This is a genomic window from Paraburkholderia sp. USG1 (assembly GCF_031570135.1).
In the GTDB taxonomy this organism is placed as follows: Bacteria; Pseudomonadota; Gammaproteobacteria; order Burkholderiales; family Burkholderiaceae; genus Paraburkholderia; species Paraburkholderia dioscoreae.
Genome location: NZ_JAMWXW010000001.1, coordinates 261492 through 281122, shown reverse-complemented (window position 1 = coordinate 281122; position 19631 = coordinate 261492). Strand labels below are relative to the sequence as shown.

19 protein-coding genes are annotated in these 19631 nt (G+C 62.9%); 18 read left to right on the top strand and 1 reads right to left on the bottom strand.

Features of this window, described 5'->3' with window-relative positions; genetic code table 11:
- Nucleotides 1–961 precede the first annotated feature (961 nt).
- The 10 genes from NE850_RS01355 (at nt 962) to NE850_RS01310 (ending at nt 8465) form a co-directional block, all read left to right on the top strand.
- A complete protein-coding gene (locus NE850_RS01355) occupies nt 962–1939 on the top strand; it encodes a hypothetical protein (RefSeq protein ID WP_310698345.1) in 978 nt (325 codons plus the stop codon).
- 33 nt (nt 1940–1972) lie between these two features.
- The gene (locus NE850_RS01350) at nt 1973–3529 is read left to right on the top strand and encodes a hypothetical protein (RefSeq protein ID WP_310698344.1); all 1557 of its coding nucleotides are present in this window, start codon (nt 1973–1975) and stop codon (nt 3527–3529) included.
- A gap of 48 nt (nt 3530–3577) precedes the next feature.
- Entirely contained in the window at nt 3578–4630 is a 1053-nt protein-coding gene (locus NE850_RS01345) for an acyltransferase (RefSeq protein ID WP_310698343.1), read from the top strand.
- Between the two features lie 256 nt (nt 4631–4886).
- A complete protein-coding gene (locus NE850_RS01340) occupies nt 4887–5282 on the top strand; it encodes a hypothetical protein (protein ID WP_310698342.1) in 396 nt (131 codons plus the stop codon).
- A complete protein-coding gene (locus tag NE850_RS01335; RefSeq protein WP_310698341.1) occupies nt 5233–5844 on the top strand; it encodes a hypothetical protein in 612 nt (203 codons plus the stop codon). The genes NE850_RS01340 and NE850_RS01335 overlap by 50 nt, the downstream gene beginning before the upstream one ends.
- Before the next feature lie 55 nt (nt 5845–5899).
- Entirely contained in the window at nt 5900–6469 is a 570-nt protein-coding gene (locus NE850_RS01330; RefSeq protein ID WP_310698340.1) for a glycoside hydrolase family 19 protein, read from the top strand.
- Nucleotides 6470–6528: 59 nt separating this feature from the next.
- A complete protein-coding gene (locus NE850_RS01325) occupies nt 6529–6873 on the top strand; it encodes a hypothetical protein (RefSeq protein ID WP_310698339.1) in 345 nt (114 codons plus the stop codon).
- Nucleotides 6870–7178: a hypothetical protein gene (locus NE850_RS01320; RefSeq protein ID WP_310698338.1), complete on the top strand. Its 309-nt coding sequence runs from the start codon at nt 6870–6872 to the stop codon at nt 7176–7178. The genes NE850_RS01325 and NE850_RS01320 overlap by 4 nt, the downstream gene beginning before the upstream one ends.
- A 10-nt stretch (nt 7179–7188) precedes the next feature.
- On the top strand, nt 7189–7644 hold the full coding sequence (locus tag NE850_RS01315) for a hypothetical protein (RefSeq protein WP_310698337.1): 456 nt from the start codon (nt 7189–7191) through the stop codon (nt 7642–7644).
- Nucleotides 7641–8465, top strand: a complete 825-nt coding sequence (locus NE850_RS01310) for a patatin-like phospholipase family protein (protein ID WP_310698336.1) — start codon at nt 7641–7643, stop codon at nt 8463–8465. The genes NE850_RS01315 and NE850_RS01310 overlap by 4 nt, the downstream gene beginning before the upstream one ends.
- Here the strand turns inward: NE850_RS01310 and NE850_RS01305 are convergent.
- Nucleotides 8462–9001, bottom strand: a complete 540-nt coding sequence (locus tag NE850_RS01305; protein ID WP_310698335.1) for a hypothetical protein — start codon at nt 8999–9001, stop codon at nt 8462–8464. The two genes, NE850_RS01310 and NE850_RS01305, sit on opposite strands and share 4 nt — an antisense overlap.
- A 183-nt stretch (nt 9002–9184) precedes the next feature.
- On the opposite strand from NE850_RS01305, the gene NE850_RS01300 reads away from it, so the two are divergent.
- From NE850_RS01300 to kdsA, 8 genes are all read left to right on the top strand, one after another.
- Complete coding sequence (locus tag NE850_RS01300) at nt 9185–9430, top strand: hypothetical protein (RefSeq protein ID WP_007181296.1); 246 nt, start codon at nt 9185–9187, stop codon at nt 9428–9430.
- A gap of 485 nt (nt 9431–9915) precedes the next feature.
- Nucleotides 9916–11169 (top strand): lipoprotein-releasing ABC transporter permease subunit, encoded by a 1254-nt coding sequence (locus tag NE850_RS01295; protein ID WP_007181297.1) that lies wholly within the window; start codon nt 9916–9918, stop codon nt 11167–11169.
- Nucleotides 11162–11905: a lipoprotein-releasing ABC transporter ATP-binding protein LolD gene (gene lolD, locus NE850_RS01290; protein WP_007181298.1), complete on the top strand. Its 744-nt coding sequence runs from the start codon at nt 11162–11164 to the stop codon at nt 11903–11905. The genes NE850_RS01295 and lolD overlap by 8 nt, the downstream gene beginning before the upstream one ends.
- A gap of 46 nt (nt 11906–11951) precedes the next feature.
- Nucleotides 11952–12740 (top strand): TatD family hydrolase, encoded by a 789-nt coding sequence (locus NE850_RS01285; protein WP_007181299.1) that lies wholly within the window; start codon nt 11952–11954, stop codon nt 12738–12740.
- A gap of 111 nt (nt 12741–12851) precedes the next feature.
- On the top strand, nt 12852–15629 hold the full coding sequence (locus NE850_RS01280; RefSeq protein ID WP_310698334.1) for a DNA internalization-related competence protein ComEC/Rec2: 2778 nt from the start codon (nt 12852–12854) through the stop codon (nt 15627–15629).
- A 124-nt stretch (nt 15630–15753) separates the two neighbouring features.
- The gene (locus NE850_RS01275; RefSeq protein ID WP_007181324.1) at nt 15754–16557 is read left to right on the top strand and encodes an alpha/beta fold hydrolase; all 804 of its coding nucleotides are present in this window, start codon (nt 15754–15756) and stop codon (nt 16555–16557) included.
- Nucleotides 16558–16834: 277 nt separating this feature from the next.
- Complete coding sequence (locus tag NE850_RS01270; protein WP_007181325.1) at nt 16835–18508, top strand: CTP synthase; 1674 nt, start codon at nt 16835–16837, stop codon at nt 18506–18508.
- A complete protein-coding gene (kdsA, locus tag NE850_RS01265) occupies nt 18505–19359 on the top strand; it encodes a 3-deoxy-8-phosphooctulonate synthase (protein WP_171916258.1) in 855 nt (284 codons plus the stop codon). The genes NE850_RS01270 and kdsA overlap by 4 nt, the downstream gene beginning before the upstream one ends.
- Nucleotides 19360–19631: the final 272 nt, after the last annotated feature.

The following is a 19631-nucleotide window of genomic DNA, read 5'->3' as shown; positions in this document are numbered from 1 at the left end:
GGCGCCGGGAACTGCGGGATTTTTCACGGACGGTAGCCCGACCGGAGGTGTCCCGGCAACGATCCTGCGCTCCGACTTCATGAACATGCTCATGATGGAGCTGCTCAATGTCGTCGAGGCAGCAGGCCTCACGCCCAGCAAGACTGCCAACAACCAGATTCTCGCGGCTATCAACGAGCTCGTTTTGAGCGGAATCGGGAGCTCTGCCTCGGGTAGGCTGCTGAATATTCAGGTGTTCGACGCGGCGGTCTCATCGACCTATACGAAGACTGCGGGTGCTACGACGGCCATCGTAGATGCTCAGGCAGGCGGCGGCCAGGGTGGCGGAAGCCCAGCATGTTCTGGCTCGCAGAACGGCTTCGGATCAGGTGGCCATTCGGGTGCCCGAGGTGTCGCCAAGATTTCTCTGTCGGGCGTATCGACCGTCCCGGTCACAGTTGGTGCGGGCGGTTCGACTGGAGGTGCCGGTGCGTCAGGTCAGGACGGTGGAACGACGAGCTTCGGGAGCTACATCACGTGTCCAGGTGGTCCCGGCGGCAGTGTTCTCGGGCCCACATCTTCGCCGTTCATCGGTGGGAATACATCGGCGCTTCCGTCTCCTGCGTTCAGTGGCGTATTGCAGATCATCATTTCACAATCGGGCAATTCCGGTCCGCCAGCGCAGTGCATCACACCTGGCGTAGCCGTTTCCGGTGCGGGGGGAATCTCTCCAGCGTATGGAGGCGGTGTGACGGGCAGCGTCGGGACCGGACCAGGAAACTCAGGATCTCAGGTCGGATCCGGTGGATGTGGAGCCTTCACAGCGGCCAGTGGGAGTGCGCAGATTGGCGGAGTCGGTATACGCGGGAAGATTATTGTCTATGAATATGCTTAAGGCGGCATCGATCAACCAATAGTCGTAACGCTCGAATCACGCTCAATTTACCCCGCACATGCGGGGTTTTTTATTTCCGGAACCGCCATGTTGCGTCTCGTTCGAAAGATCCCGCTCGTATTGTCGTTTTTCTCGCTGCTAGGCATTCCTCTCGCAGAGGCGCAATTCACGCCAGGTCAAATCCTGACAGCTGCACAGCTCAACAGTCAGTTCGCACTGTATGTGCCGATGGCTGGCGGGACGCTGACCGGACCATTGACGGTGCCCAATCTCACGGTCACGAGCACGCTTTCACTTTCGACAGCGCTCCCTGTCGCGTCGGGTGGGACGAACTCAGCTACGGCGTCCGGCACCGCACTCGACAACATCACGGGCTTCAGCGGCACGGGGCTGATCAACCGCACTGGTGCAGGCGCATATTCTTTCACCGCGCTCAGCAGCATTCTGCAGGGATCAAACAATCTTTCGGACGTTGGCAGCGCATCGACCGCGCGCACGAATCTCGGGTTGGGTTCGATCGCTACGCAAGCCGCATCGTCTGTCGCATTGACTGGCGGCACGGTCAACGGCACGTCGGTCGGCGCAACGACTGCAAGCACTGGAGCGTTCACGACGCTCGCGGCGAGCAGCACAGCAACGCTGAATACGCTTGCGAGCTCCGGCGCGACGATCACAGGCGGGTCGATCAACGGCACGTCGGTCGGCGGCTCAACGGCAGCGGCGGTGACGTCAACGACGCTTACGGCGACGAGCGCGATCGCGATGCCGAATCGCACGATCACCGCGTCGACGTCGGCCGCTGCAACGGACTATGTCGTACTGGTCAACGCGGCTTCCGGCGCGGTCACCTACACACTTCCGGCAGCAGCGAGCAGCACGAATCGCATTTTCGTTATCCAGAAGATCGATTCGAGCGCGAACGCGATCACGGTCGCGCGGGCTGGGTCGGACACGATCAATGGCGCGACATCGCAGACCATTTCGAGCCAGTACGGCGCACTGATGCTTCAGTCGAATGGAACAACCTGGACGATTCTCGGTAACACGATCGCGACGCTTGGTTAAGCGGCATCTTTTGATTTCGACACGGATATAACAATGCTGCGTGCACTTATCGTAATTGCGGCGATGCTTCCGGGCATTGCGGCAGCCCAATTCACCTCAGGCCAGATACTGACCGCGACCGGGCTGAATAGCGCGCTCGGCGCACCGACGATTACCGGCGGCTCGATCAACGGTGCCACAGTCGGTGCAGCCACGTCGAGCACGGGTAAGTTCACGACACTAACGGCGACAAGCGGCTTCACGGCGACGGGGCTTGTCGGGCTGGCCAACCTCACAACACAGGCCGCGAATACCGTTCTGGTTAATGCGACCGGGTCGAGTGCCAGTCCGACCGCTTTCGCGATGCCATCGTGCAGTTCGGCGACTACTGCACTGAACTGGACGACCTCCTCTGGTTTTGGCTGCAATTCATCAGTCAACGCCGCGACGCTCGGCGGTGCGACATTCGCCGCGCCCGGCGCTATCGGCGGCACGACGCCTGCGGCCGCGTCATTCACGAGCCAGAATCTGGCCTATACGACTACGTACGCGCCCGGCGCCCGGGCGCCGATATTTATCTGGCAGAACCCGAACGGCAGTACGTCAGCTGGCTATAGCGCGGGCCAGCAAATATGGATCGGCACCAATCCAACGGCCACCCCGGGAGCGGGTGATACCGTCGCCTCGACTATTGGCGTCGCAAATGGAAATAACCGCTCGATTTTGTACGGCCAGAATATTCTGGTTGGGCTGTGCGGGTCAGTCGAAGGTTGCACCACCAGCGACTACATCAATGGACCAGTGCAGGGACAGGAAATTGACGTCTACGGTTCAGCTTCGTGGGCGCCTTCTAACAGAGCATTTAATGCTACTGCCGGGATCTATCCGATAAATGGCCAAGAGGTCTATTGTCAGGGTCCGCAATATTGCACAGCGGCATTCTCTGCATGGTCAGCCGGCTCAACTGGCCAGAACTGGTGGAAAGAAGGACTGTCGCTCGACCGGATTTACGATATTGGTATTCATTTCAATGCAACTTCCGGTGACACTGCGACAGGATTCGGCAATGCTGCGATCTTGGACGATAGCAACAGCACGATTGTCCTGCAGATCGGTTCTGGTACTCATACCTACTATATCAGTGCGCCAAATTTCAACGTTACCGGAAGCGGCGTGCTCACCGCGGGGGGCGGAATTGTCGGCACAGCAACCAATAACAATGCGAGTGCCGGCAATGTTGGGGAATATGTCCAGAGCAATTCCAGCGGGACATCTCTTTCCACTGGGGTTCCTGCCACTTGTGCCAGCCTCCCCCTCTCAGCGGGAGATTGGGATGTCCGTGGAACGGTTCAGTTCGTCCCGGCCGGTACAACGACTGTAAGCGCCGTTTTCGCTGGCATTAGCACGACGTCTGCAAGCTTGGGAGGACTGACTGGCGGCGAGACTGGACTGCAGGCGACGTTTGCGACCGGTCAGCAGCAGTTTGTTACTCCTCGTACAGTCAGGATTACATTGGCATCGTCCGGAACCGTTTATCTTGCTGGAAGTCTCGGATTCGGAACAAGTACGGCAACCTGCAGCGGCTGGATTGAGGCCCGGCGCCCACGATAAAGTCTTTCGTTATAATGCGAGCCATTACAAAGACTTACCGAGGTTGGCATGAGAGGGGCCGGACACAGCAATAACTTTGACTTCATCCGCGTAGTGGCCGCGTCGCTGGTGATCTGGTCCCACCAGTACGGCCTGATGGGGCGCCCCGAGCCCGAAGCATTCCCGGGCTTCAGCTTCGGCGGCATCGGCGTCCTGATCTTCTTTTCGTTGAGCGGGTATCTAGTGGCGCAGAGTTGGGACCGCGACCCCAGCCTGCCCCGTTTCGCAGCGAAGCGCGCACTGCGCATCTTCCCGGGCCTGATCTGCGTCACGCTGCTGATGGCATTTTTGATGGGGCCGAAGGTCTCGACACTGGACCATGCCGATTATTTCGCTTCGCGCGACGTTTGGCATTTCATCGTGCGCACGATCGGGTTGTGGGATATGCCAGACCATCTGCCGGGCGTCTTCGTAAACAATCATGTCGGCACGGTCAACAGCTCTCTGTGGACGATTCCGGTGGAGCTTAAGTGGTATGGCTTCCTGGCGTTCTTGGGTCTATTTGGCGTGCTCCGCACGCGGTTCGTGCTGCCGGCAATGGTTCTTGCATTGGCGTTCTGCCGATTCATCCTCCCGATGCCACTGACGCATCATGTCCTGCTCGAGTTCGGGCTGTGCTTCCTGTCGGGTTCGATGATGCACGCCTGCCGCGCTGACCTGCAGCGGTACGCGAATTGGATCAAGCCGGGAATTGCCGCAGCGGCTGTCGTTTTCTGGCTACTGAGAATGGAGTATCTGGCTATCGTGATCGCGCTGCCGTTCGTGGTGGTGACGCTCGGCAGCATGTCGTCGCCGGTGCTGCGTCGCTTTGGCAGGTTCGGCGATCTGTCGTATGGGCTCTATATCTACGCGTTCCCGATCCAGCAGACGATTATCCATTCGTCGCACAACACACAGCCGCTTTGGCTAAACTTGATTGCATCGGCTGCAGCTATCTCCGCGCTGGCATTCCTGTCGTGGCATCTGATAGAACAGCCGGCGAATGGGCTAAAGCGTTATCTGAAGCGGGATCGGTCGAAGGTGTCGGTGTCCCCGCATGCTGATCCGGCTCATAACCACTAGCAATGCACTTTCAATGATTGTCTCGATTACGTTGTTCTTCATGACGTTCCTCGCTGCCGCGATGCTGTTTGTGTACATCGATGCGAAAACAGGGAAATTGCGATAGTGCGCCCTAAGTCCTAATGAAACCGCCCGCAAGGCGGTTTTTTTACGCCTGTACTAAAGATGAATATCAGCCGCCTACGGGCGGCTTTTTTACACCTGCAGGCCCGGCGGATAGGAGATTGAGCCGATGTCGGATTTTTGGAACGAGGGTGTGAAGTCGATCGTGACGGCTCTCGGTGGCATGGGCACGTTCTGGGTCGGCGGCCGCATGTGGCGGCAGATTGACCGCCGTCGCCAGGCTGAGAGCGAAGGCGATGCCAGGATCGCGGAGGCTGACGCCGCGGGACAGGTCGAATCGATCGCGCGATTCGAACGACTTGCTACCCTCGCCGAAGAGCGCGCGGGCCGCGCCGAGGCGCGCGAGCTGCTTGCTGTTCAGCGCGCCGACCGCGCAGAACAACTGATGCGCGATGCAGAACGGCGCGCTTCGGAGGCAGAGCAGCGGGCACGTCACGCAGAGACCGAAGTGCTGGAGCTAAAGCGGCGTATCGAAGATCTTGAACGGGCTGTCGGCAACCGGAGATCGATTGATGACCAAAATTCGTGACTGGCGCTGGTGGGTTTTCATCGGCTGCCTGATGGGCGGCTTCGGCGGGATGCTGACGGCCGGCTACTTTCTCGGACAGTGGGGTATGTCCGTGGAGCGATCGCAATGGAACGAGGAGCGAGCGACGCTTATGAAAGGGTTTCCGGTTGCTCGAGCCGAAGAGCGCGCCGCATGCATGCGCGAATATTCCACGCAGATTGCCGGCCTTAAGGCCATCGCGGAGGCGCGCGACGCACAGGCCACGCAAACGGCGGCCGACGTTGCGGATATGAAATCGCTGATGAAGACGACGAACGAGTTGGCGGCTTACACGCTGCGCTTCATGGGCGATCGTGCGCGTGTAAACGATCAGCAAAGCGCCGTCATGCTGAAGCAGACGCACGAGGCGGTAGTAGCAGCAACCGCCGCCCAGAAGACAACCGTTCAGGTCGAGCAGAAGGTGAACGTGGCCGCCGTGAAGGCGGATGAGGCCGCCAGCACCGCGAAAGCCGTCGACAAGAAGCTCGACACTGCCACCCGTCCAGCGCTCCCCGCAAAACCCTGGAGCGGCGGCTACCGCTAGTCCTGCCGGTCCCCCTTTTCTAACTAGCGCGCTGTCCTGCGCGCCGGAGATCTCTATGTCACCCGATACGCTCGCCGCGGCGCTGCAGATTCCGCTCGCCCGTGCCTCGCTGTGGGCCGATCCGCTGTCGGCTGCAATGGATCTATGCGCAATTGATTCGCCTGCGCGCGAGGCTGCTTTTATAGCTCAGTGCGGGCATGAATGCGGTCGTTTTCTCTTCCTGCGCGAGCTCTGGGGCCCGACGGCAGCGCAGAAGCTATATGAGCCATTCACACCGACGTCGAAGGCCTTGGGCAACACGACGGCCGGCGACGGCTTCCGGTACCGCGGCGGTGGATTGATCCAGATCACGGGTCGGTACAACTTCCGGACGATGGGGCAGAAGATCGGCGTCGACCTCGAGGGCGATCCGGACCAGATCTCGCATCCGGACACCGCATCGCTCGCCTCGGCGCAGTTCTGGGCAGACCGCAATTTCAACGCATACGCCGACGTCGGCGATTTTCTGACGTTGAGTCGGGCGATCAATATCGGCAACCCGAATAGCACGGCGACGCCGAACGGCATGGATGACCGGTCGTTGCTCTGGACAAGCTGCAAGGCCGCGCTAGGCGTCACTGACTAACCATCAATTTTCGATTTTCCCCGCCGCCTCGCGCGGCTTCATTTCGTTTGGAGCTTTCGATGAATTCTGCAACCTGGGTCAAATTTCTGGCCGGTGTTCTCCTGTTCTCTGCGTGGCTCGTGCTTGTGCTGATGCGCATCGTTCCGCCGGGCCCGCTCGTCGACGCGATCGGTTATGCGCTAGTGGGGCTCGGTATATACCACGCGTCGAATGGCTCGTCGACGTCGCCGCTGCTCGCGTCACTACTCGCGCGCGTAACGCCGGCAGCTGCATCCGCGCAGACCGTCGGAGCGTCGCCGGCGGCCGCCGAACCGGCTTTGACGGCGGCTTCAGTTACGGTTTCGGCGCCGGGACCAGTTACGGTCGAAGCGCCGATGGTATCGGCGGCCGGCACGCTGCAATGATCCGCGCGGCTCTCGTCGCGCTTCTGGCCAGCGCGCTGTCGGCCTGCGCGACCTACAGCGTCAAACCGTTTTACGACGCCGGCGCCGGCAAGGTGCTCTGCTGCGAAGCGACCGTCACGAATTCGAAGAACATCGCGACGGTGAACTTCTACGCGACCGAGTCAAACGGCACCTACGTCGTGCATTTCGTTGAAACCGGAGTTAGCGCATCCGGACCGATCGCCGCCGCTGCGATCGGTGCTTCTGATATCTCAGCGGCAGTCACCAGCGCGGCCATCACGGCTGCGAAATTCGCTCCCAAATAGGAAATTCAAGATGAAACGTCTTTCGATGCTGCTTGCGGCAGGACTGGTCGCGTCCGTCGCACTCGCAGCCTGCGTCACCCTCCCACAGCAAACGCCGGCGCAGATCGCGGCCAATATCTGCCCGGGCGTGCAATCTGAGATCGATGTGCTGCAGAAGTCGGGGGTCTTCACCGGTGGCGCGCAGGTCACTTTGACGAATCAGGTTCAGCCGGACGTCGACGCGGTTTGCGCCGCCGGCGCGAGCCTGACCGTGACCGCCGTCGACATCCGCAAACTGGTGCAGGCCACGTTCCCGATCGTCGTGACGGTTATCGCGAACTCCAGCCTCACCGATCAGCAGAAGCTGCAGGCGACGCTAGCGGTCGGGGTGGTGGTGACCGGTATCAACACGGCGCTATCGTTGCAGCCGGCGACGTCGACCACGACGCCGGCGCCCGTTGCGGCGAGCGGGTTGATCGTGTCATGAGCAAGCCGATCCGCGTTGCCTTCAGCGGATCGGGCTTCAAGGTGCCGGCACACGTCGGTGCCTTGCAGGCGATCGCCGACGCTGGCTACCATCCGATCGAGCTGGCCGGCACGTCAGGCGGCAGTATCTGCGCGGCGCTTTATGCGGCAGGCATGTCGCTGTCTGACATGAAGACGCTGGCGCTCACGCACGACTGGTCGAACATGATGTCGTTCAGCCCGTTCGCAGCGCTGCGCATGCGCGGGTTCTGCGACGGCAAGACGCTGCTCGCGTGGATGACTGACCATACCGGTGGTAAGACCTTCGCGGATCTGGCCATCGACTTCACGGCGGTGGCGTCGAACGTGGCCAACGAGGGGGCCTTTGACTTCTCGCGTGTCGCGACGCCTGACGTGCCAATCGCTCTGGCCGTGCGCTCGTCGACGTCGATTCCCTTTGTGTTCGAGCCGGTGGTGATTGCCGATGCGTTGCTGTCGGACGGGGGGATGGTGAACAATATTCCGGTCGATCGGCTGAAGGTGGACGACGTGCCCCGGCTCGGCGTGCAACTGGTGAGCATGGAGTTGCCGCTCAAGCCGAAGGCGCGGCTTCTGCCGCACCAGTTCATCATGCGGCTGCTCGATCTAATGCTATCGGCGTGCGAATCGACGCATGTGAGCGCGGCGCAGGCTGCCGGCGCAAGCATGGCATTCGTTGAGACCGGCTATGCGTCGACGCTCGATCGCAACATGCCGAGTGAAATCCGGCATCGCCTGTTTAATGATGGCTACGCCGTGACGGCCGCCGCGCTAGCGGCAATGGTTCCTCACGGATCCGCCTAGCGCCGCTTCTGGTGTGCTTTCGCGATTAGGTACGCGGCTTGGTCGGCCGGATCGTCAGGATCAAAGTCGAAGCCAGCCGCACCTTCGATCGATCGCTCCGGTTGCTTCCACCGCTTCCCCTTTCCTCCAATCGGACCAACGCGAAACATTTCTGCTTCGATGACCGCGCAGGCGTCGCGCAGCGGCGCATCTTCGCCAGTCAGTCTGCCGAACTCGGAGCGCTCTGCAGCGCGCGCTGCTTTCGCGAGCAACGTGTTCAGGTGAGCCAGCGTCTCTCTCGAATGCTGAACCTCGAGCACCAGACGCCAGACATCCCCGTTCTCTTTATATAGCTGATACCACTTGCGCAGATCGGCAAGCGTCGGCGGATCGAAAGGCGGCAGGGACACGTCATGCTCATAAAAAACCTGTATGGATAAACAGTATATCGTGAGCGTTCTGATGCGCCAGCCTGTACTATTAAGAAAAGCCAAACCACTACAAATCAAAGGCTTATGCGAAGCGGTATCCTCAGATAGAGGTACAACTTTTTGCATTGCCCGCGTTGATGGGTAAGCTTTTGCGGGAAAAGACGTGATTGAAGGGCAAAGAGTGCGAGTATTCCGTCCATCAGCTCCCGCTCGATGAACCGCGGCGGCGGGCCACCCGTTCGCCGCCTTCTGGAGCCCGGAGCAAAAGCCGCGCGCGGCGGCACCGCGCATAGGACGATGGAGACCGTCATGTCGCGTGAAATCAAAACCGAGCAGGAACTGCTGGCACTGGTCGTCAAGGCGCTCGATGCGAACCCGGCCACGGCGGGCTGGATTCCGACCGGCTTCCACGAGACCGTGGAGGACGAGAGCGGCTGCAACTGGGACATCACCCATCTGCACCGCGACCGCAAGGACGCCGACGTCCGCGACGCCGCCAACAGCGCCGCGGCGGGCATCATCAACGAGCTGCGCGAGCGGTACAACCTGCGGTAGATAAAGCCGTGCCGGGTTTCGCGCCGGACGCCCGGCGCGGCGCAGCGCGGCCTTGCCGGCGCGGCCGCCGCCTTTCCAATCCAGGCGAAGCGGTCAGCGTGGCTGCCGCCTTTCCATTCCGGCGCAGCAGTAGTCGGCATGGCCGTCGCCTTTCCACTCCGACGCCGCAGACGCCGCAGCCAGCCTGACCTGACTCGGCCGCCCTTCCTGTCTCGGGCGCGCCCACACCGCCTTTACGCGAGCGGGCGGCATTGTATGGCAAACTTCGCGCTTGATCGGCGCTGCCAGCGATTGTGGCAACGGCAAGAGCCGTCTGCCGGACCGCCGCGGAGCGGTATGGCGCGCGCATTGCTACGACGTGGCGCGTCGTACCGGAACCATCCGCTGCGCAACGACACCAATGATCACGACGCTCGGGCCGCACGGCAGGCGCTTCACGCCTTCGTGCGCGGCACAAAGCCGAAGACACGCAGAAAAGGATTCGCTTGAAATTTCCCTACGAATGGCAGATTGGCTGGCGCTACACCCGCGCCGGCAAACGCACGACCGGTAACGGCTTCATTTCCTTCATTGCGCTCGTGTCGATGTCGGGCATCGCGCTCGGCGTCGCGGCGCTGATCGTCGTGTTGTCCGTGATGAACGGTTTTCAGAAAGAGGTGCGTGACCGGATGCTGTCGGTGCTCGCGCACGTGGAGATCTTCTCGCCGACCGGATCGATGCCCAATTGGCAACTCACCGCCCAGGAAGCCCGCCAGAACAAGGAAGTGATCGGCGCGGCGCCGTATGTCGAAGCGCAGGCGCTGCTCACGCGCCAGGACGCGGTGAGCGGGGTGGCGCTGCGCGGCGTCGAGCCGTCGCTCGAGCCGCAGGTGTCCGATATCGGCAAGGAAATGAAAGGCGGCAGTCTGAACGCGCTGGTGCCGGGCGACTTCGGCATCGTGCTCGGCGCCGACCTCGCCACCAATCTCGGCGTAGCGGTCAACGACAAGATCACGCTGGTCGCCCCGGAAGGCACGATCACGCCCGCCGGCATGCTGCCCCGGCTGAAGCAGTTCACGGTGGTGGGCATCTTCGAGTCGGGGCATTACGAATACGACAGCACGCTCGCGCTGATCAACATCAAGGACGCGCAGGCGCTGTTCCGGCTGCCCGCGCCGACCGGCGTGCGGTTGCGCCTGACCGACATGCAGCGCGCGCCGGAGGTCGCGCATCAGCTCGCGCGCAGCCTGTCCGGCGATTTATACATTCGCGACTGGACCCAGCAGAACAAGACGTGGTTCTCGGCGGTCCAGATCGAAAAGCGCATGATGTTCATCATCCTCACGCTGATCATCGCGGTGGCGGCGTTCAATCTGGTGTCGTCGCTCGTCATGACGGTGACCAACAAGCAGGCCGATATCGCGATTCTGCGCACGCTCGGCGCGCAGCCCGGCTCGATCATGAAGATCTTCGTGGTGCAGGGCGTGACGATCGGCTTTATCGGCACGGCCACCGGCGTCGCGCTCGGCTGCCTGATCGCGTGGAGCATTCCGTGGCTCGTACCGATGATCGAGCATCTGCTCGGTGTGCAGTTCCTGCCGCCGTCGGTGTATTTCATCAGCGAATTGCCGTCCGAACTGATTCCGGCCGACGTCGCGCGGATCGGCATCATCGCCTTCCTGATGTCGGCGCTGGCCACCTTGTACCCGAGCTGGCGTGGTGCGAAAGTCCGTCCCGCGGAGGCACTGCGCTATGAATGACCGTTCCGCTAACTTATCCATGCCTTCCGCAGACACCGTGCCGCATCCCTATGTGCTGGAAGCGACCGGCATTTCCAAGTCGTTCGTGCAGGGCGGTCTGAATGTGACGGTGCTCAACAACGCGCAACTGAGCGTGCGGCGCGGCGAGAAGCTGGCGATCGTCGGCGCGTCGGGCTCCGGCAAGAGCACGCTGCTGCACGTGCTCGGCGGCCTCGACGATCCGAGCGCCGGACAGGTCTCGGTAATGGGCAAGCCTTTCACCAAACTCTCCGAGCGCGAACGCAACGACCTGCGCAATCGCGCGCTGGGCTTCGTCTATCAGTTCCACCACCTGCTGCCGGAGTTTTCCGCGCTCGATAACGTCGCCATGCCGTTGCGGATTCGCCGCATGTCGACCGAAGCCTCGCGCCGCGAAGCGTTCGCGGTGCTGGAGCGCGTCGGCATGGGGAACCGCGCGAAGCATCGTCCGGGCGAGCTGTCGGGCGGCGAGCGCCAGCGCGTCGCGATTGCGCGCGCGCTGGTGACGAAGCCCGCCTGCGTGCTGGCCGACGAACCGACCGGCAATCTCGACGGCGGCACGGCGGACACCGTGTTCAACCTGATGCTCGAACTGTCGCAAACGCTCGAAACGAGCTTCGTGATCGTCACGCACGATCCGGAACTGGCGGGGCGCTGCGACCGCATCATGCGGCTGCGCGACGGCGTGCTGCACGAAGAGCCGTCGGTGCCGGTCTGATTGCCGGACACTGTGCGCTGATGCTGCGCCGCTAGCGAGGCACGTCATGTGGATCGATACGCACTGTCATCTCGACGCTTCGGAATTCGACGCCGACCGCGCGCAAGTCGCGGCGGCGGCGCACCGCGCGGGCGTGGGGCGGATCGTGATTCCGGCGATCGGCCGCGAGAACTTCGCAACGGTGCGCGAACTGGCGCACCGGGTCGACGGCGGCGCGTATGCGCTCGGCATCCATCCGCTGTTCACGCCAGCGGCGCAAGAGAGCGATCTCGAGTTGTTGCGTATGGAAATCGAGGCGAGTCTCGACGATCCGCGGTTCGTCGGCCTCGGCGAAATCGGGCTCGATTATTTCGTCGACGGTCTCGACGACGCGCGCCAGCAATTCTTCTACAACGCTCAGCTGGAACTCGCACGCGAATTCGATCTGCCGGTGATTTGCCATGTGCGCAAATCGCAGGATCAGGTGCTCAAGGGACTGCGGCGGCATCAGATTCATCGTGGTATCGCGCATGCATTCAACGGCAGTTTTCAGCAGGCTCAGGCGTATATCGACCAGGGCATGCATCTCGGATTCGGCGGCAACCTGACGTTCGAGCGGGCGCGGCAAATCCGCCGTCTTGCCGAACAGTTGCCGTTCGACGCGCTGGTTGTCGAGACCGATGCGCCGGACATCGCGCCTGCATGGATTTACAGGCAGCGCAATTCGCCGGAGCAGATTCCGGCGATCGGCGCGGGCCTCGCGGAACTGCGCGGCATGGCCGCCGACGAAGCCGCCCTAGGCACAACGGCTAACGCGCTCGCCGCGCTGCCGCGGCTCGCACTTTCCTCTGCATAATCGAACCCGGAAGGTCTGAGTGGTTCGCGCCGGGCGACATTCACGCTTGGCGGGCTCGCTAACGCCTGTGCTCAAGCGCTGCTGCGCCCGGCGTTTGCTGGTGGAGGGCGGATGCGGGCATGGTGGTGCGGGTTTGCGTTGGGAGTGGTCTGGCTGCAGCGGCAAGCGGTGCTGCCGGATTGGGTCGGGTTGTGCGGATTGGTGTTCGCTGCGTGTGTCGCGGTTGTCGTGGCGGTTTGGGGTTTGGGCGACGGCGGGAGTGCGCGGGCTGTTGAGCGGCATGCGGTGGCTGGAGGGATGGCTGCGGCGGTTGGTGGGTATGCCGCTACGGCTCGGGCTGAAGCTGGAACTGGGGCGACAGCCGAGCTCACGGCAAAGGCGACAATTGCGCTTGCCGCAAAGGCTACCGTTGCGCCCACAGAATGCGCGCACGCGCTTGCGGTTCTCGCTTCGCTAATACGCCGTGTCCGCTTCGGCCCGCGCGTGCGTTCATTCGCCGGCTGGAGCGCGGTGTGGTGTGCGGCGTCGTGCATGGGCTTCGGCTACGCGGCCTTGCGCGCGGACATGCGCCTCGCGCTCAGCTTGCCCACCGCATGGGAGGGCCGCGATATCGAGGTCGTCGGCAGTATCAAAGGCCTGCCGTCACGCGATGAAAACGGCGCACGCTTTCTATTCGACGTCGACCCGGCCGACGCGCCAATGGCCAGTTTCCCGCGCGTGATCCAACTGGCGTGGATCGCCGAAGATGCGCCGCCGCCGATCCTCGAACCCGGTGCACGCTGGCAGTTGACCGTGCGGCTGAAACGTCCGCATGGCAATGCGAATTTCGGCGTGCGCGACGCCGAGGCGAATCTGCTCGCGCGCAACGTGCGGGCCACCGGCTATGTGAGTGCGCCGGCTCACGCCGTGCGACTGCGCGGCGATGCGCGCGGTGTCGGCGTAACGGTGGACCGCTTGCGCGCCGCGCTGCGCGCACGCATCGACGCGGTGCTTGGTGACGCGCCGCACCGCGGAATCGTCGTGGCACTGGCCATCGGCGCGCAGGACGAAGTGAGCGCAGCGGACTGGCTGCTGATGCGCGGCACGGGCACCAGTCATCTGGTGGCGATTTCCGGGCTGCACATTGGCTTCGTCGCGGGCCTTGCGGGCTGGCTCGCGGGCGCGTTATGGCGGCGCTCCGGCTGGATCGGCCGCGACTGGCCGTTGCGGCTGCCCGCGCAGGTCGTCGCGATCACGGGCGGTGCGCTGTTCGCCGCGCTGCACGCTGCATTGGCCGGCTTCAACGTGCCGGCACAGCGCGCGCTGTGGATGGCGTGCGTCGTCGCCCTCGCGTTTGTCAGCGGGCGCAACGTGGCACGCTCGGCGGTGCTCGCCTGGGCCTTGGGGCTGGTGCTGCTGATCGATCCGTGGGCGGTCGTGTCGGCGGGGTTCTGGTTGTCGTTCTGCGCGGTGGCGGCAATTCTGTTCGCCATGTCCGGGCGACCGCGCGTGCAGGATCATGAACAGCACCACGACCCTGCGAACGAGGGCGGCGAGCCATCGTCCCAATTGTCGGGACTGTGTGCCGGATTGCTGCGTCGCGTGCGCGGTGCCGGCGAACGGCTGCGCAGCGCGGCACACGTGCAGTTCGCCGTTACGGTCGCGCTCGCCCCGCTAACCGTCTACTGGTTCACGCAGATTCCGCTGATCGGCCCGCTCGCGAATGCCTTCGCGATTCCGTGGGTAAGCCTGCTGGTCACGCCAGCGATACTCGCCGGCGTTGTTTTGCCCGCGCCCCTCGACGTCCACGCATGGCATGTTGCGCACGCTTTGCTGGAGTGGCTGGCCGCGAGCTTGCAGCGGCTCTCGGGGCCCGCCTGGCTGCTCTGGCGCCTGCCGCAACCGGATACGTGGGCGCTGGCCGCGGCGGCGCTCGGTGTGTTCTGGTGTCTCGCGCCACGCGGCTGGCCGCTGCGCTGGGCCGCGCCGCTCACGTGGCTGCCGCTCCTGATGCCGGCGCCGTCCGGGCCGCCGCATGGCAGTTTTCGGCTAACCGCGCTGGATGTCGGTCAAGGTACTTCCGTGCTGATCGAAACGGCGCATCACACGTTGCTGTTCGATACGGGGCCGGGCCCGGAATCGACTCACGCGGGCGAACGGGTTGTCGTGCCATTCCTGCAGGCGCACGGCGTGAACGCGCTGGATACGCTGATCGTCAGCCACGCCGATTCCGATCATTCGGGCGGCGCGCCTGCTGTTCTGGACGCAATCGAGGTGCATCAGATGGTGGCGGCACTGGCGCCGTCGAATGCGTTGTGGCTGAACGCGCGGCAGCACGGCGCCGCCACGCTGCCCTGCGCGGCGGGGCAGCGCTGGCAGTGGGACGGTGTCGAGTTCGCGATGCTCTGGCCCGACGCCGGTCCGCTGCAAGGCAAGCCGAACACGCATTGCTGCGTGTTGCGGGTGAGCACGTCGCCGCCCGCGACGAGCCGGCCGGGCGCGCGCGTTCAAACGGAGCCGCCGCGCATGGCCGCCTTGCTGACGGCGGATATCGAGGCACCCGTCGAACGCATTCTGCTCGCGCGCGATCGCGGCGCGTTGCGCGCACAGGTGCTGGTCGTGCCGCATCACGGCAGCAAGACCTCGTCGACCGAGCCGTTCCTCGACTCTATCGACCCGCTCATCGCGCTATTTCAGGTAGGCTATCGCAACCGTTTTCATCATCCGAATGCGGGTGTGTTCGAGCGCTACAAGGCGCGGCAGATCGAGCTTGGGCGCAGCGACACGGACGGCGCGGTGCGAGTCGAGGTGAACCCGGAAGCCGGGGCGAAGGGCGCCGCGAGACAAAACACCACGCTGACGCTCGATCGTTATCGCGACACGCAGCACCGTTACTGGATGGACCGCTAACAGGTTCGCTCATCGATAGACGGAGCGCAGCAGACCGCACAGAAAGCATGTCGCTGGACGAAGCGGCTGTACGTAAGCGCGCACCAAAACCCCGCACGCAAAAACAGAACGGAGATAGCCGCAGTTGAAAAACATCATCCACTTCTCGCACGCGAATGGCTTTCCCGCATCGACCTACCGGACCATCTTCGCCGAACTCGCCGACGACTACGAATTGCGCTCCATCGAGCGGATCGGTCACGACGCGCGCTTTCCGGTGACGCAGGACTGGCCGCATCTGGTCGAGCAGTTGCTCGAAGACATCGGCAGAACGTACGAACATCCGGTGTGGCTGGTGGGGCATTCGCTCGGCGGTTATCTGTCGCTGATGGCCGCGCTGAAGAAGCCGCAGTGGGTGAGAGGGGTGGTGATGCTCGATTCGCCGGTGATCGCCGGCTGGCGCAGCAGCATGCTGCGCGTGTCGCAATGGACCGGCCTCGACGAGCGTCTGTCGCCCGCGGCCGCCACCCGTACGCGCCGCACGCAGTGGGCGAGCCGCGACGAAGCGTGGCGGCACTTCCATTCGAAGCCGGCGTTCGCGCGCTGGGATGAGCGCATGCTGTCCGACTACATCGACTTCGGCATTCCGCAAACATCGCCGGACGGCTCGCGGTCGCTCGCTTTCGACCGCCGTACCGAATATCAGATCTACAAGACCTTGCCGCACACGCTCGGCTCGCGGCTCGCGCGGGGCGCGCCGGTGCCGGTGGGCTTCATCGCCGGCACGCGTTCGAAGGAAATTCGCCAGGCCGGTCTGGAGGCCACCCGCCGCGCGACCGGCGGCCATGTGGAATGGATCGAGGGCAGTCATCTTTACCCGATGGAAAGACCCGTCGAAACCGCGCGCGCGGTGCAAAGCATGTTGCATGAACTGGAGCGGCGAGGCTGATGCCGCGTCAGGCGGCGCATGCAGGTAACGCACCCACAAGACGGCGACGGTCGCACGGTCACGCGGCGTGAATGTCAGGTGGCTGCCGTTGCGTCGACCTGCCAACGTGGCGCCGGGCGCAGCGCGGTGCCGCGGCATGTGCGTGGCAAAAACAGTGCATGATCGACGCGCGACGATGGCCGCCGCCGCGCCATGCGTCTGCAGACGCAGCTCGGATTTTGCTGGGGTTGAGACCCTGCTTTACGGTATAATCCGTTTTTCCCGCGAGCATCCAGCGATGACCAAATATGTTTTCGTCACCGGCGGCGTAGTATCTTCCCTCGGCAAGGGTATTGCCGCCGCTTCCCTCGCCGCGATCCTCGAATCGCGCGGTCTTAAAGTCACCCTCCTCAAGCTCGATCCCTACATCAATGTCGACCCCGGCACGATGAGCCCGTTTCAACACGGCGAAGTGTTCGTGACGGAAGACGGAGCGGAGACCGACCTCGACCTCGGCCACTATGAGCGCTTCATCAGCACGAAGATGCGCAAGGCCAATAACTTCACCACGGGCCAGATTTACGAATCGGTGATCCGCAAGGAACGCCGCGGCGATTATCTCGGCAAGACGGTGCAGGTCATCCCGCACATCACGAACGAAATCCAGGCGTTCATCGAACGCGGCGCGGCTTCCGCAACGTGCGGTGAGCCGGACGTCGCCATCGTCGAAGTGGGCGGTACCGTGGGCGACATCGAATCGCTGCCGTTCCTGGAGGCCGCGCGTCAGATGAGCCTGCGCATGGGCCGCAACAGCGCGTGCTTCGTGCACCTCACGCTGGTGCCGTGGGTTGCCACGGCCGGCGAACTGAAGACCAAGCCCACGCAGCACAGCGTGCAGAAACTGCGCGAAATCGGTATTTCGCCGCACGTGCTGCTGTGCCGTGCCGACCGCCGCATTCCGGACGACGAGCGCGCGAAGATCTCCATGTTCTCGAACGTGCCGGAAGACGCCGTGATCTCGGTGTGGGACGCGGACAGCATCTACAAGATTCCGCAGATGCTGCACGATCAGGGGCTGGACGCGATCATCTGCGAAGAACTCAAGCTCGAGCCGAAGGCCGCCGATCTGACCATGTGGTCCGATCTGGTCGAGAAGCTGGAGCATCCCAGGCATGAAGTCACGATCGGCATGGTCGGCAAATATGTCGATCTGACCGAGTCGTACAAGTCGCTGATCGAAGCGCTGCGCCATGCGTCGATGCATACGTCGACCAAGGTCAACATCGAATACATCGACTCGGAAGAAATCGAGACGCACGGCGTCGAAAGCCTCAAGCATCTGGACGCGGTGCTCGTGCCGGGCGGCTTCGGCCGGCGCGGCACCGAAGGCAAGATCGCCGCGATCCGTTATGCCCGTGAAGCGAAGGTGCCGTATCTCGGCATCTGCCTCGGCATGCAACTGGCGGTGATCGAATTCGCCCGCGACGTGGTGGGTCTGAAAGACGCGAACAGCACGGAATTCGATCAGGAAACGCCGAACCGCGTGGTCGCGCTGATCACCGAGTGGTACGACCGCGAAGGCCGGGTCGAGAAGCGCACAGAAGAGTCGGATCTCGGCGGCACGATGCGCCTCGGCTCGCAACGTTGCCCGATCAAGCCCGGCACGATGGCCGAAGAGATCTATGGCAAGGACGTGAACGAACGCCATCGCCACCGTTATGAAGTCAATAACCGCTTCGTGCCCCAGCTCGAAGCGGGCGGCCTTATCATCAGCGCCCGTACGCCGAGTGAAGATCTGCCGGAAATGATGGAACTGCCGCGCAGCATGCACCCGTGGTTCGTCGGCGTGCAGTTCCATCCGGAATTCACGTCCACGCCGCGTGACGGCCATCCGCTGTTCAAGTCGTTCGTCGAAGCGGCGCTCGCGCACCAGCAGTCGCGCACCGCGGCCGAAGTCGAGGAGAAAGCATGAAACTGGGCGATTTCGAAATCGGGCTCGACAAGCCGTTTTTCCTGATTGCCGGCACCTGTGTCGTCGAATCCGAACAGATGACGATCGACACAGCCGGCCGGCTGAAGGAAATCTGCGCGAAGCTGAACATTCCGTTCATCTACAAATCGTCGTACGACAAGGCCAACCGCAGCAGCGGCAAGTCGTTCCGCGGTCTGGGCATGGACGAAGGTTTGCGCATCCTGTCCGAAGTGAAGCGTCAACTCGGTCTGCCGGTACTGACCGACGTTCACGCAGAGCACGAGATCGAACAGGTCGCCTCGGTGGTCGACGTGCTGCAAACGCCGGCTTTCCTGTGCCGTCAAACGGACTTCATTCACGCTTGCGCGCGTTCGGGCAAACCGGTCAACATCAAGAAAGGCCAGTTTCTCGCCCCGCACGACATGAAGAACGTGATCGACAAGGCGCGTGACGCGGCGCGTGAAGCCGGTCTGTCGGAAGACCGTTTCATGGCGTGCGAGCGCGGTGTGTCGTTCGGCTATAACAACCTCGTGTCGGACATGCGCTCGCTCGCGATCATGCGCGAAACCAACGCGCCTGTCGTGTTCGACGCCACTCACTCGGTGCAGTTGCCGGGCGGGCAGGGCACGAGTTCGGGCGGCCAACGCGAATTCGTGCCGGTGCTGGCGCGTGCCGCGGTGGCGGTGGGCGTGGCGGGTCTCTTCATGGAAACGCATCCGAATCCGGCGCAGGCCAAATCGGACGGTCCGAACGCGGTGCCGCTTCATCGCATGGCCGATCTGCTCGAGACGCTGGTCACGCTCGATCGGGCCGTCAAGCGCGCGCCGTTCCTCGAAAGCGATTTCAACTGATTCAGGCATTCACCGCGTGTCACGATCGGACTGCACAATTAGCCACAATCGGCACGCGGAGAATGCACGCAATGGTCGTCGAACGTATCGGCGTGCAAGCAGTTTGCCGGGGAGACCGGTGCTCTGCATGGGACCGGAGCGCGTCGCGTGGGACCGGAGTAAGTGCTGAAGCACTAATTCCGGATCGACACGATGTTGAAGCACCCACTCCGGCTCGACACGCCTGGTACAGTGTCACAGTAAAGAATTCAACGTCATTTCTTGAGGAAACC